The sequence below is a fragment of the Kitasatospora sp. NPDC034023 genome (assembly GCF_055575795.1).
This window is the reverse complement of sequence record NZ_JBVIRY010000003.1, coordinates 184,479-197,549: the sequence shown is the minus strand read 5'-3', so window position 1 is coordinate 197,549 and position 13,071 is coordinate 184,479. Positions and strand designations below refer to the sequence as shown.

Genomic DNA, 13,071 nt, shown 5'->3' with positions numbered 1-13,071 from the left:
GGGCCGGGTACGGGTCGGCGCGGCAGGCCCGCCGGCCGTGCTCAGGGAGCGGCGAACAGCCCGGGGAAGGCCGGGGCCAGCCACGGCCGGCGGCCCCAGGCGAGCACCTTGCCCCGGGTGAGGGCGGCGGTCGCGGTGCAGCGGCCCAGCGCGATGAGGAGGAACGCCACGGGCTCGATGAGGATCGTGCAGTCCGGGCGCCGCGGTGGCTCCTGGCTCACCACGGCGGCGCCGTCCGTGAAGGTCACCGTGAACCCGCCCAGGCCGCGCACCCGCAGCCGGTAGCAGGCGTGGTGGCCGGCCGCGGCGCGGGCGTCCACCACCCACGGCATGGCCGCCCGCAGGAACGGCATCGTCAGGTGGACGCGGTGCCGGTCGATCGGGTGCGGCCGCCGCAGGGCGACGGCGATGTCGTAGAGGTGGCCCAGCATGTGGGTCAGCAGGTAGGCGCCGAGGGTGTCCAGGTCCATCGGGCCGAGCGGGGTCAGCACCGGCTCGGTGCCGGCCCGCGGGCCGGCTGCCGCCGTGAACTCCCTTGCCCACCGGGCGATCTCCCCCGCGAGCACGCCCGGGTCCCGCTCCGGCCGCGCGGCCAGCGAGGCCGCGTTCGCCGCGGCCAGCGAGCCCGGGGTGCCGTCCCCGTAGCGCCGTTCCCTGCCGGCGGCCAGTGCCGCCATCAGCTCGTTGGCCATCGCCAGGTGGGCGGCGGCCTCGGCGACCGTCCACTCGGCGCCGGGTATCGGGGTGTCGCCACGGCAGCCGGCGAGCAGGGCGACGGCATCGTCTCCGACGGCGGTGACCGCCTCGAAGAGCGCGCTGCGCGCGGCGCCGAGGCGGTGCTCAGGGAGCGGGATGGTCATGGTGGTGAACACTGGCCGACTCCCGCACGGCTGTCCAGACATCGCGAGCACGTCGCCACCGCCGAGCCGGAGCGCCATGCTCACCAGCCACCGGACTGGCTGGGCGTCAACTACCACGCGCCCGCCGTCGTCTCCGCGACCGCCGAGCGCACCGCCCCCGCTCCCGCGAGGGGCGCGAGGGGCCGCGAGGCGGCCGGAATTGCGCGCGGCCGGGAATCGGCGCCCCCTTACCGAGGTAATGCCGCAGACAGCTGCCCGGCCATTACCGTTCGATCGATCGCCGTACGGAGCGGTAGGTTCACCGAATTCACCGGGGGCCGACGATTTCATTCCGATTCATTCCGGGGGCTGTCCGAAAATCCTCTTGGGGCCTAGGCTGCGGCCCGTGTCATTCCTCCGAAGAATTCGCGCCGCCTCCCCCGGCCTGCGCCCCGAGCTCGACGACGTCGAACTCGGCCGTGTCCGGCGACAGCTCAAGTCCTCGGGCCTGCCTGGTCAGAGCTCCATCCAGGCCGACCAGGTCGAACGGCTGCTGCGGGACACCGGCACGGACTGGGACCGTCGCGGGCACCGTTTGGGCGTGCTCGCCGAGACGGCGGCGCCCTCCGCCCTCGCGCGCAACTGGCGATTGCGTCGCCCGCGGAATGCGGACGCGCTGATTTTCGAGGCGTGGGTCGAACTCTTCCGCGGCCGGTACGCGGGACGGATGGAAGATCCCCGCGCGGCAGCCGAGAACTGCTATGACGCGGCCGACCTCCTGCCCGAAGATCCGACGCCGTGGGTGGTACTGCTCGGAATTCTGCGCCTGATGCGTGCCGAATCACGTGAGTTGATCGCCGTCTGGCACGAGGCCGCCGCACGCGACCCGTGGAACCGCGAGGCCCACCTGCAGATGCTGCGCTACCTGTCACCGGAGGAGTGCGGGTCACGCAGCGCCCAGCTCAACTTCGTGGACACGGTCCGGGCCTCGGCGCCGCCGACCGCGCCGACCGCCGGGGTGGAACTGACGGCGCTCGTGGACGAACACACCCGCACGGCGGCCGGGGGCGGCGTCGAGGCCCTGCTGGTCCGCCGCCAGTGGACGCACAACCGGGCGGTCAAGGCGCTCGACACCGCTCTGCACGAGTGGCCGCGGCACGGCGGACTGGTCCACGCTGCGGCGCTGGCCGATCTCAATCTGCTGGCCTTCGCCCTGGTCCAGGCGGGCCGCCCGAGCGAGAGCGGTGACGCGTTCCGCCGGATCGACAACACGGTCACCGCCTGGCCGTGGACACTCATCGGCGATCCGCTCCAGCAGTTCACCTACTGGCAGTCACGCGCGGCGGCCTGACACCCACCACACCGCGCGGGCTCCGCACCGCGCGGCCGCGGCCGACAGGCCACCGGACGGGGCGGCAGCCCGCCGGCCGGGACATCAGGCCGCCGGACGGGACCTCAGGCCGCCGGACGGGACCTCAGGCCGACGCCCGGGGCGCTCGCCGTTCGGCGGCGCTCAGCCACGCCACGGCCGCCACGATGACCACGGCGAGGACGAGACTGACCGGCCCGGTGCCGAGGTCCAGACCCCCGCGTTCCCGGCTGACACCGGCCCAGTCCGCGAAGCAGGCACCGAGCGGCCGGGTGAGGACGTAGGCCCACCAGAAGGTCAGGACCGGCGACAGCCCGGAGAAGCGGCGGGCGAGCGCGGGCACGACGATCAGGGCGGCGAACAGCAGCCCGGAGGGCAGGTAGCCCCACCCGAGGGTGGCCGCGGTCAGATCGCCGACGGCCGTGCCGAGGGCGAAGGTGGCCATGACCGCGCACCAGTAGAAGACCTCGCGCCGCCCGCCCCCGACCGTCTCCACCGCGAGCGTCCCCTCCGTCCGCCGCCACACGGCGAACACCAGGGCGAGGAGCACCGCGAACGCCACCGCGGAGGCGACGTACGGCACCCCGACGGCGACGTGCGCGACATCGGCCGCCATGGTGCCGAACACGCTCACCATGATCACCGCCGTCCAGTACACCGCCGGGACGTAGCGGCGGGCCCGGGCCTGCACGAACAGCGCGGCGACGAGCAGCAGCCCCGCCGAGCCGACCGCAGGGACCGGCCCCAGGACCCGGGCGAGGTAGTCGGAGGTGGTCTCGCCCATACCGGTGGTGAGGATCTTGACGACCCAGAACACCGCCGTGACCTGCGGGACCTTGCTCAACACGGACCGTGCGGGGACGGGCCGCCCGGGGACGGCCGGGCCGCGGTGGGCCGCTCGGGGGGTTGTCGTGGCGCCCATGACGGCGGCGCTCCCTTCTCTACGGCACGGCGTGGCCGCGCCTCGCTACGGCGCGGCCTGGCCGCGCCCGGTCGATGCGTCAGCCGCCCAGCACGGTGTTGCCGGTGACCGAGCCGGTGGCCCCGTCCACGGTCACGGCATGCCGCACGCCGTCGGCGCCGATCACCACGGCCCGCCAGGCCCGGCCACCGCCCTGTTCGGCGACCGTGGTCAAGGACTCGACCCTGCCGCCCGTGACGACGGACGCGGCCTTCGCCAGCGCGTCGGCGGCGTTGGTCGACGGCAGCGGCGCCGGTGCGGCGTGCCCGGCCCGGCCGTCCTCGTTCCCGTGGCCGGGGGCCGTGCGGCCGTCGTGACCCCGGTGACCCTCGCGATCCCGGCCGGCGCCCTGCCCGCCGCCTTGACCACCCTCGCGGCCGCCGTCACGGCCTTCGCCCTGACCGCCGTCCCGGCCGTCGTACCGCTCCTGGTCACCCGCCGCCGCCCACCGGCCGCCGCCGTGGCCCTCGTGCTCGTGGTGGACCGCCACCGCGGCCGCGCCACCGCCGATCACCACGACGGCCGCACCGGCCACGACCCAGCGCGCCGACCGACCGCGCACCCACCGGCCGCGCACCCACCGGCCGGCCCGCCCCAGGCCCGCACGCGCCTTGCCCGCGCCGCTCGTCACGTCGTTCTGCTGGGACTCCACGCCTTCTCTGGGCTCGCTCACGTACCCGCACCGCTCCTCGACCCGGCCCGGACCGTCCCCGGGCGACTGCGTCAGGATGGCGGGGCGTTGCTGAAGATCGGCTGAAGACCAGGAAGCACCCCCGGCCACCCGCTCCGGCGACCTGCGACCCTGGTGGGCATGCGTGTACTGGTGGTGGAGGACGAACGCCGGCTGGCCCTGGCCCTGCAGCACGGGCTGACCGCCGAAGGGTTCACGGTCGACACGGCCCACGACGGCCCGTCCGGCCTCGCCAAGGCCATGGACCACGCCTACGACGTCGTCGTGCTCGACATCATGCTGCCCGGCCTCAACGGCTACCGGGTGTGCTCACGCCTCCGGGCCTCCGGCAGCGACGTCGGCATCCTCATGCTCACCGCGAAGGACGGCGAGTGGGACGAGGCCGAGGCACTGGACACCGGCGCCGACGACTACCTGTCCAAGCCGTTCTCGTTCGTCGTGCTGGTCGCCCGGCTCAGGGCGCTGGCCCGCCGGATCGGCAGCCGCGCGCCCCGGCGCACCGTCCTGGGCGACCTCGTCGTGGACTCCGCCGCCCGTACCTGCACGCGGGCCGGCACGGGCGTCGCCCTCACCCCCCGGGAGTTCGCCATCCTCGACCACCTCGCCCGACGGGCCGGCGAAGCCGTGTCCAAACGGGAGATCCTCGACGCCGTCTGGGACGGCGGCCCCGACAGCGACCCGAACACCGTCGAGGTCCACGTCAGCGCGCTCCGACGCAAGATCGACACCCCGTTCGGGCGGGCTGCGGTGCAGACCGTGCGCGGCACCGGCTACCGGCTGGCGGCCGACGGTGGCTGACCCGACCATGCCTGACCCGACCATGCCTGACCCGCTGGTGGCTGACCCGACCATGCCTGACCCGACCATGCCTGACCCGCTGGTGGCTGACCCGACCACGGCGCGCCGCCGGATCCGCGCGGCACTGCACCGGCGCCTCGCCCGCCACCCCCGGGCCGCCGCCCTCGCCGACCGGCTGACACCGCGCTCGGTCCGCGCCCGCACCACCCTCGCCGCCTGCCTCAGCGTCGCCGTCGTCCTCGCCGTCGCCTCCGCCGCCGTCGTCCTCCTGCTGCGCGCCAACCTGGAACGAACCGTCGAGGACGGCGCCCGTGAACAGGCCCAGGCCGTCGCCCGCCTCGCCGAGGACGGGCGGCTCCCCGGCCAGCTCCCCCTCGACCACGGCACCGACTTCATCCAGGTCGTCGACGCGCACGGCACGGTGGTCGCCGCCAGTCAGAACCTGACCGGTCACCCCTCGGTCGCCCCCACCGGCCACCGCGACGGCCACACCACCTTCAACCTCCGCACCCTCGGCGACCAGCACCACCAGCGCGTCACCACGATCACCACCGCCACTCCGAGCGGCAGCGTCACCGTCCACGTCGGCGCGTCCCTGCGCACCGTCGACGCCGCCGAGGACCTGACCACCGCCGCGCTCGCCGCGCTGAGCGCGGTCCTGCTGATCACGGTCGGCGTCCTCACCTGGCGGGCGACCGGCCGTGCCCTGCGGCCGGTCGAGGCCATCCGCGCCGAGGTCGCCGCCATCGGCGACCGCGACCTGAACCGCCGCGTCCCCGAACCCCGCAGCGAGGACGAGATCGCCCGCCTCGCCGGCACCATGAACGCCATGCTCGAACGCCTCGAAGCCGCGGGCGTCCGGCAGCGCCGCTTCATCGCCGACGCCTCCCACGAACTGCGCAGCCCCCTGACCGTGCTGCGCACCCAGCTCGAGGTCGCCCTCGCCCACCCCGACCCCGACGTGCGCACCGACCTGACGGCCGGCGCGCTGGAGGACACCGAACGCCTCCAGGCCCTCGCCGCCGACCTCCTGCTGCTCGCCCGCCTCGACTCCTCCGGCCGCGACCGGCCCGGGGAACCCGTCGACCTCGCCGCGCTGGTGCACACCACGATCGCGGCTCGCGGCGCCGAACCCCACCCCGTGACCGTGCACACGCCCGTCCCCGTCACGGTGTCCGGCCATCCCCTGTGGCTGGGCCGGCTCCTGACCAATCTGCTCGACAACGCCCAACGCCATGCCCGGCACGCGGTCACCGTCCGCCTCGGCACGGACCGGGCCACCGGCCTTGCGGTCCTGGACGTGGCCAACGACGGGCCCCCGATCGAACCCGCCGACCGCGAGAAGATCTTCGAACGCTTCACCCGCCTCGACGACGCCCGCAGCCGCGACGACGGCGGCGCCGGCCTCGGCCTGCCGATCGCCCGCGACATCGCCGCCCTCCACGGCGGCACCCTCACCGTCCTCGGCGTGACGGGCGTGACCGGCGTGACCGGCGTGACCACCTTCCGCACCCGCCTACCGGCCGCCCCGACCGCCCCGACCGCCCCGAACACCCGGCCGACGTCCGACGGCTGACCCAGGGTCGTCCGCCCGCCGCCCGGGGCGGGGGCGGCCGGGTGCGGGATCAGGCAGCGGCCTGGCGGGCGGCCAGGTCGTCCAGGATGGTGGCGGTGGCGGTCGCACCGAAGCGTTCGGCGCCGGCGGCCACGAACTCCAGCATGCGGTCGAGGGTGCGGACCCCTCCGGCTGCCTTGACCCTCATGTGGGCGGGGACGTTCGCCCGCATCAACCGGACGTCCTCCAGGGTCGCGCCACCGGGCGCGAAGCCGGTCGAGGTCTTGACGAAGTCCGCGCCCGCCAGCGTGCTGAGCCGGCAGGCGCGCAGCTTGTCCTCGTCATCGAGGTAGGCGTTCTCGAAGATCACTTTGGTGAGGCCGGCACCCGCAGTGGCATCGACGACCGCCGCGATGTCCTCCCGCACCGCGTCGTCCTCCCCGCCGCGCAGCAGGCCGATGTTGAGCACCATGTCGAGTTCGGTCGCACCCGCCGCCAGGGCGTCGACGGCTTCGCCCGCCTTGGCCGCCGTGGTGGAACCGCCGTGGGGGAAGCCGATGACGGTGCCGACCTCGACGGCGGTGCCGGCGAGCGCCTTGACCGCCAGGGGGACGTCGGCGGGGCGCACGCAGACGGAGGCGACGTCGTAGGCCGCGGCGAGCTCACAGCCGCGCAGCACCTCGGCGGTGGTCAGTTCGGGCCGCAGGAGCGAGTGGTCGATCATCTTGGCGAGCTGCCGGACGTCGATGCCGGTGGAGTCCATGAGCCTGTCCTAGGGGTGAGGCGTTTCGCGTCGCACCGGTCAGGGCGCGACAGCGCGGACAGTCCGACGGTAACCTCAGGCTGTCTAGCTGTCTATACAGCCGACCCGGAGATCGGGGCAGGAACACATGTGGCGGACATCACAGTGCACGCCTCTTGCCCTTGGCGTATTTCACCGTGGAATGTCCCGCTCTGTACTGGTCTACGCTGGTTGACTAGACAGCTAGACGGCGTATTCTCAATTTCGGAGGGCCCCTTTTGGAAACGGATTTCGCGCCCAGGTACCACCGGATCGAACAGGCCCTCCGAAACCGGATCGCCGAGCATCGACCGCACGACCCGCTCCCGTCGGAGACGGATTTGTGCGAGGAATTCGGGGTGAGCCGCATGACTGCCCGAGCGGCCGTTCAAGGGCTCGTCACGGAAGGCCTGGTGTACCGGATCCCCGGGCGCGGGACATTTGTCGCGGAACCGCCGACCCACCGTCGCGCGGAAAACCTGGTCCGATTCAGCGAGGAAATGCGCAGACAGGGCCGCAAGCCCTCGTCACAACTGATTTCGGCGAGTCTCCGGGCTGCCCTGCCGGAGGAGATCCACCGGCTCCGGCTGCGGAAATCCGCACAGGTCGTGGAGGTCAGCCGGGTGCGGTTGGCCGACGGGGTCCCGACCGCACTGGAGCGGGCGGTGTTCCCCGAGGCCCTCGCCGCCCTGCTGGAGGTCGACTTCCGCACGGCGTCGATGCACGAGGCGCTCGCCGGGCTCGGCCGGACGCCGACCCGCGGACACGCGTCCATCAGGGCCGCCGCGGCCGGCGAGCGGGAGGCGGAGCTGCTGGCGGTGGCTCCGGGCACCGCCCTGCTCGTCGAACAGCGCCTCATCGTGGACCAGGACGAACAGCCCCTGGAACTCACCGAATCCCGGTACGTGGGCGACAGATACGCCCTGGACGTCGCCTTCGAGGTCGATTCCTGAGGCGATTCCTGAGGCGATCTGCCGAGATCACCTGGTCATCCCGTCATCCGTGCGGCTCTCGGGCCGCACGGATGACGCGGATGTCGACCACGTGGGAGAAATTTCCGACGGGGAACTGCACGATCGGCGGGCAGTACGGCCCGAGCGGGCGATACGACCCGATCCGATTCCAGTAGTGGAAGACACTTTCATGCGTGGAGGGAAAAGCCGTGTACGCGTACCTGATGACCTCTCCCGGGGAAATCAACCGCACCCTGATGCCTGATCCGGAATGCCGTGAGGACGAAATCCTGCTGCAGACCGAGGCGGTTTCCATCTGTTCGACCGACGTCTCCTACTTCCGCGGCCACCTCTTTCCGGAAGCCTGGCCGATCATTCCCGGACACGAATACGTGGGAAGGGTCGTCGAGGTCGGCAAGCGACTCCGGGACGACGTACTACCGGGCGACCGGGTGACCTACTGGGGACAGACCGACTTCGGCGGGATGGCCGAGTACCGGGCGCTGCGGCCGCTCTTCCCGGGACGGCTCGGCGTGGAGACGGCCTGGTACACCGGGCGCAACTTCTACGACGCCGACCAGGCCGCGGCCGTCGTCCTGCCGGCGCACGTGCCCTCGGACCTGGCCTCCGTGATCGAGCCGCTGACCTCGGTCCTGCGGTCGTTACTGCTCAACCCGCCGAAGCCGGGCGACACCTGCGTCGTCCTCGGCTGCGGCCCCAGCGCCCAGCTTGCCGTCCAGGTGCTGCACCGCCACCTCGGCGCCGGCTCGATCACCGTGCTGGACCGCAACAGCGACCGGATGGCTGTCGCGCTGCGGCACGGGGCCTCCCACGCCTTCAACACGGACACCCAGGCGCCGGAGCTCGAAGCGTACGTGCGCGAGCACCACGACCAGTACGCGGACTACGTGTTCGACGCGCTGCCCCACATCTCGGCGCCGGCCCGCTCGGCCGGGCAGGCCGACGCCCCGGACAAGGACATCCGGGAGATCGCGATGGGCCTGTTGCGCCCCGGCGGCTCGTACGTCATCTACGGCGCGACGGCCGTCCCGCAGCGGCTCAACACCTGGATGATCCTGGCCAAGGGCCTCAAGCTGCTCTCCACCCCCTTCGACGTCCGCTCGTTCCCGATGGCCCGCTCCGCGCACGTCACCGCCGTGGCCCTGCGGCTCGTCGAGTCGGGCCTGGTCGACCCCGCCCCACTGATCACCACCCGTGCCTGTATCGACGACGAGGACGCCGTCCGCGAGGCGTTCACCGGCTACGGGCGGGGCGCCTCGATGAAGACCTCGCTGCTCGCCCCGTCCGTCCTCCTCGACCACGTGCGCCGCACGGCCGCCGCGGCCGACTCCGTCCCCGTCGGCTTACCCGCCGACGCCGTCCGGGCCGACGGTCCCTTCGCCGAGCAGACCGGGATACCGGGGTGACCGGCACCGACCCCGGCACCGACTTACCGGTCGCCCCGGTTCACCGGCCCCCCGCCTTCGTCCGGGACCGGCTGACCACCACGGCCTACGGCGGACTGGCCGTGTACGCCTACCTCCTGTACGCGCTCGGCCCACTGCTGCCGCTCCTGCGCCACGACCTGCGGCTGAGCTACGCGCTGATGAGCCTGCACTCCACGGCCTTCGCCGCCGGTGCGATCCTCACCAACCTGCTGTTCCGCCGGCTCCGGACGCGGGTGGGCCACCGGATGCTGTTCTGGTCCGCGCTCGCGGCCCTCGCCCTGGGGTCGCTCCTCCTGGCGACCGCGCTGTCGGCCGCCGTCACGCTCGGTGCGGCCGTCCTGGGCGGCATCGGCGGGGCGCTGCTGCAGACCACGGCCCTGGCGGTGCTGGCCGAGCACCACGGCGCGGACGAGTCACTCCGGGCGCGGGCCCTGGTCGAGGCCAACGCCGCCGCGAGCGTCAGCGCACTCGCCGCGCCCCTGGTCATCAGCGGCCTGGAGAGTGCCGGGGCGGCCTGGAACTGGTGCCTGGTGCTGCCCGTCCTCGCACTGGCGGCCATGTACCCGGCGCTCCGCAACGAGCCGCTGCGCCCACGCACCCCCGCCGTCCCCGACGCACCCGACGCACCGACTGCCCCGACCACCACCGCCGTCCACCCGGCGGAGGCCGACCGGCCGACGGGCGCGTTCCCGCTCCGCGCCGCCCTGTGCGGTCTCGTCGTGGGCTTCGAGTTCTGCCTCGCCTACTACGCCGCGCCCCTTCTCACCAACGCCGTCCATCTGACGGACAGTCAGGCATCGGCGGCGCTCGCCCTGTTCTACGGCGGCGAGCTGGCCGGCCGCCTGGCGGGGAGCAGGCTGACGGCCGGGGCCCGCTCCGCCCGCTCGGCCGCGCTGGTCGCCGGCTCCCTGACCGTCGCCGCCACCGGGTTCCTCCTGCTGTGGCTCGCCTCCACCACCTGGCTCGCCCTGCTGGGCCTGATCATCGGCGGACTGGGGGTCGCCAACCTCTTCCCGCTGACCCTCGCGCTCGCGGTGAGCGCTGCGCCCGGCCGCACCGACCAGGCCACGGCCCGCGTCCAACTCGCGGTCAGCACCTGCATCATGCTTGCGCCCCTGCTGCTCGGCACGCTGTCCGACCGCCTCGGCGTCCGCTCGGCCTTCGGCCTCGCCGGCTGCCTGCTGCCGCTCGCCGCACTGCTGCTCGCCGCCCGGCGACGGCGCCCCGCCCCCACGACCGCCCCTGCCCATGTGTCCTCCACGGGAGTCACCCCGCATGTCCGTCACTGAGCGCACCGAGAGCGCGGACAGCCGCGCCGAGAGCTCCGAGAGCATCGCCCGGAGCTCCGCAGTGGCCCGCGACACCCTGGCCCGCAACCACCGCACCGGCTTCTCCCGGGCGGCCCAGCGCCCCTACGACTTCACCTGCCCCTCCCCCGACAGCTACCCCTTCCAGTGGGCCTGGGACAGCAGCTTCCACGCCATCGCCCTCACCCACGTCGACGCGGTCCGGGCCCGGGACGAACTGCGCTCCCTGCTCGGCGCGGTCACCCCGACCGGCTTCCTCCCGCACATGGTCCTGTGGCAGGACGACCTCCGGCCGCGCGCCACCGCGGACTTCAGGATCGACCTCTGGGAGGGGTGGCGGTCCGTCACCATCGCACCGCCCGTGGTGGCCCGGGCCGTCGAGCGGGTGTACCGGGCCACCGGCGACGACCTCTGGCTGCGTCGCGTCCTGCCACCGACGCTCGCCTTCTTCGGCTGGCTCAGGGACCATCGCACGAGCCCCGGCACCGGACTCCTCGAGATCTACCAGCCCGACGAGTCCGGACTGGACAGCAGTCCCAAGTACGACGCCGCCCTCGGTATCCAGTCGGCCGCCGAGGACGCCGTGCACACCGCCTGGCACCGCGCGATGCGGTCGCTCATCACGGCCTACGCCTCCCCCTCCCGCACGCCCGAGACCCCGCTCCGTGACCGGAGGCTGTTCGTCTGGAACGACGTGCTCGTCAACACCGTCTACGCCGACGGGCTGGCCTGCCTGGCCCGCCTCGCCCGAACGGTCGAATCGAACGGGCGTACGGCGGAGCGGCTGGCCGGGGAGTCCCGCGCGATCGGCACCGCGCTGATGCGGCACTGCTGGGACGAGGCCACCGGCGCCTTCCAGGACCTCGACCTCGTCGCCGGCGAACGCAGTGACGTCCTCACCGCCAGTTCGCTCCTGCCCATCCTCCTCGACTCGGTACCGGAAACCGCCGCCCGCCGGGTCATCGAACAACACCTGCTGAACGAGCGGGAGTTCTGGCGTCCCCATCCGATACCCAGCGTCGCCGCCACCGAGCCGTCGTACGACGCCTCGTTCCGCACCGGCGCCATCTTCCGCGGCTCCAGCTGGGTCAACCTCAACTGGTACCTGTACTGGGGGCTGCGCAAGCGCGGCTACCGCACGGAAGCCGACACCCTCGCGGCCCGCACCTGCGCGCTCGTCGCGGCCTCGGGCACCCGGGAGTGCTACGGGCCGGAGGACGCCGCCGGGCACGGCGCGCGCTCCTTCGGCTGGAGCTCCCTCGTCCTGGACCTGGCCTCCGCCATGACGACAGCGACCACGAGGACGACGACGGCAACGGCAACGGCAACGACGGAGGAGGACTGACCATGGCCAACTGGGGTTTCCTGGGCGCCGGTTCGATCGCCGCCTCCAGCCTCGCACCCGCCGTCCACGCGGCCGACGGGCCGCGCCTGCACGCCGTCGCCGCGACCGACTCCCGGCGGGCCCGGGCGCTCGACCCCGCGCGGGTGTACACCCGCTACGAGGAGCTGCTGGACGACCCCGCCGTCGACATCGTCTACGTCGCGCTCCACAACAGCGCCCACCGCCCGTGGGTGGACCGCGCCCTGCGCGCGGGCAAGCACGTCCTGTGCGAGAAGCCGCTCGGGCTGACCGCCGCGGAGGTCACCGCCATGACGGCCACCGCCCGCGCCGCCGGCCGACTGCTCGTCGAGGCCGCCTGGAACCGCTGGCACCCGCGCACCCGCGACCTCGAGTCCATGATCACCCGCGGCGCGATCGGCACCGTCCACACCGTCACCGCCCGGTTCGACGGCCTCGCCCCCGCTCCCGGCAACTACCGCCTCGACGCCGCCCTCGGCGGCGGCGCCCTCTACGACGTCGGCTACTACGCCGTCTCGGCCGCCCTCGCCGCCTTCGGCTGGCGGACCCCGAGGGTCGTCCGGGCCGAGCAGGACCACTGGCGGCCCGGCTCCGCCGACTCGGCCACCCGCTTCCTGCTCGAGTTCCCCGACCGGGGGACGGCCGAGGTCGGCTGCTCGCTCGTGGGCGGCATGGCCGAGACCTTCACCACCACCGGCACGAGCGGCTCGATCACCCTCACCCCACCGGCCTTCTGCGCCGGCGCCGCCCCCAGCACGCTCACGTCCACCGTCGGGGGCCGGCGCCACTATTTGGCCCAGGACCCGTACCGCCTCATGGTCGAGGCGATGGACGCCGCGGCGGACGGCGACACCTCCGCCCACCTCGTCCCGCTCGAGGAGTCGCTTCTCATCGCCACCACGCTGGACTCCGTGCGGAGCCGTCTCTCCCGCCGGGACAGCCGCCGGGACAGCTGACGCACCCGTCCACCCGCCCCGCCCGAGGCATCGCACCGGTTCAGCGACGC

The 13,071-nt window shown here is 73.5% G+C and carries 12 protein-coding genes; 8 read left to right on the top strand and 4 right to left on the bottom strand.

Features of this window, described 5'->3' with window-relative positions; all coding sequences use genetic code 11:
- Positions 1 to 41: 41 nt before the first annotated feature.
- On the bottom strand, positions 42 to 860 hold the full coding sequence (locus ACZ52R_RS06150; protein ID WP_465660884.1) for a maleylpyruvate isomerase family mycothiol-dependent enzyme: 819 nt from the start codon (positions 858 to 860) through the stop codon (positions 42 to 44).
- 385 nt (positions 861 to 1,245) lie between these two features.
- Here ACZ52R_RS06150 and ACZ52R_RS06145 point away from each other — a divergent pair, with 385 nt between their 5' ends.
- Complete coding sequence (locus tag ACZ52R_RS06145; protein WP_465619397.1) at positions 1,246 to 2,190, top strand: tetratricopeptide repeat protein; 945 nt, start codon at positions 1,246 to 1,248, stop codon at positions 2,188 to 2,190.
- 124 nt (positions 2,191 to 2,314) lie between these two features.
- Here the strand turns inward: ACZ52R_RS06145 and ACZ52R_RS06140 are convergent, their stop codons facing one another.
- The gene (locus tag ACZ52R_RS06140; RefSeq protein WP_465619399.1) at positions 2,315 to 3,130 is read right to left on the bottom strand and encodes a COG4705 family protein; all 816 of its coding nucleotides are present in this window, start codon (positions 3,128 to 3,130) and stop codon (positions 2,315 to 2,317) included.
- Between the two features lie 79 nt (positions 3,131 to 3,209).
- Positions 3,210 to 3,842, bottom strand: coding sequence for a hypothetical protein (locus tag ACZ52R_RS06135; RefSeq protein WP_465752873.1), 633 nt, complete (start codon positions 3,840 to 3,842; stop codon positions 3,210 to 3,212).
- A gap of 138 nt (positions 3,843 to 3,980) precedes the next feature.
- Here ACZ52R_RS06135 and ACZ52R_RS06130 point away from each other — a divergent pair, with 138 nt between their 5' ends.
- Both ACZ52R_RS06130 and ACZ52R_RS06125 read left to right on the top strand, forming a co-directional pair.
- Complete coding sequence (locus tag ACZ52R_RS06130) at positions 3,981 to 4,658, top strand: response regulator transcription factor (RefSeq protein WP_360490865.1); 678 nt, start codon at positions 3,981 to 3,983, stop codon at positions 4,656 to 4,658.
- 67 nt (positions 4,659 to 4,725) lie between these two features.
- A complete protein-coding gene (locus tag ACZ52R_RS06125) occupies positions 4,726 to 6,234 on the top strand; it encodes a sensor histidine kinase (RefSeq protein ID WP_465752871.1) in 1,509 nt (502 codons plus the stop codon).
- Between the two features lie 49 nt (positions 6,235 to 6,283).
- Here the strand turns inward: ACZ52R_RS06125 and deoC are convergent, their stop codons facing one another.
- Positions 6,284 to 6,976 carry a deoxyribose-phosphate aldolase gene (deoC, locus tag ACZ52R_RS06120; RefSeq protein ID WP_465752869.1) on the bottom strand — a complete coding sequence of 231 codons (693 nt, stop codon included), beginning with the start codon at positions 6,974 to 6,976 and terminating at the stop codon, positions 6,284 to 6,286.
- Between the two features lie 257 nt (positions 6,977 to 7,233).
- On the opposite strand from deoC, the gene ACZ52R_RS06115 reads away from it, so the two are divergent.
- The 5 genes from ACZ52R_RS06115 to ACZ52R_RS06095 all read left to right on the top strand — a co-directional run bounded on the left by ACZ52R_RS06115 (position 7,234) and on the right by ACZ52R_RS06095 (position 13,021).
- Positions 7,234 to 7,947 (top strand): GntR family transcriptional regulator, encoded by a 714-nt coding sequence (locus ACZ52R_RS06115; RefSeq protein WP_465619404.1) that lies wholly within the window; start codon positions 7,234 to 7,236, stop codon positions 7,945 to 7,947.
- A gap of 194 nt (positions 7,948 to 8,141) precedes the next feature.
- Positions 8,142 to 9,374 carry a zinc-dependent alcohol dehydrogenase gene (locus tag ACZ52R_RS06110; protein WP_465752867.1) on the top strand — a complete coding sequence of 411 codons (1,233 nt, stop codon included), beginning with the start codon at positions 8,142 to 8,144 and terminating at the stop codon, positions 9,372 to 9,374.
- Positions 9,371 to 10,684: an MFS transporter gene (locus ACZ52R_RS06105; protein ID WP_465752865.1), complete on the top strand. Its 1,314-nt coding sequence runs from the start codon at positions 9,371 to 9,373 to the stop codon at positions 10,682 to 10,684. The genes ACZ52R_RS06110 and ACZ52R_RS06105 overlap by 4 nt, the downstream gene beginning before the upstream one ends.
- On the top strand, positions 10,671 to 12,047 hold the full coding sequence (locus tag ACZ52R_RS06100) for an amylo-alpha-1,6-glucosidase (RefSeq protein WP_465752863.1): 1,377 nt from the start codon (positions 10,671 to 10,673) through the stop codon (positions 12,045 to 12,047). Before ACZ52R_RS06105 ends, ACZ52R_RS06100 begins: the two co-directional genes overlap by 14 nt.
- Before the next feature lie 2 nt (positions 12,048 to 12,049).
- On the top strand, positions 12,050 to 13,021 hold the full coding sequence (locus ACZ52R_RS06095) for a Gfo/Idh/MocA family protein (protein ID WP_465660898.1): 972 nt from the start codon (positions 12,050 to 12,052) through the stop codon (positions 13,019 to 13,021).
- Positions 13,022 to 13,071: the final 50 nt, after the last annotated feature.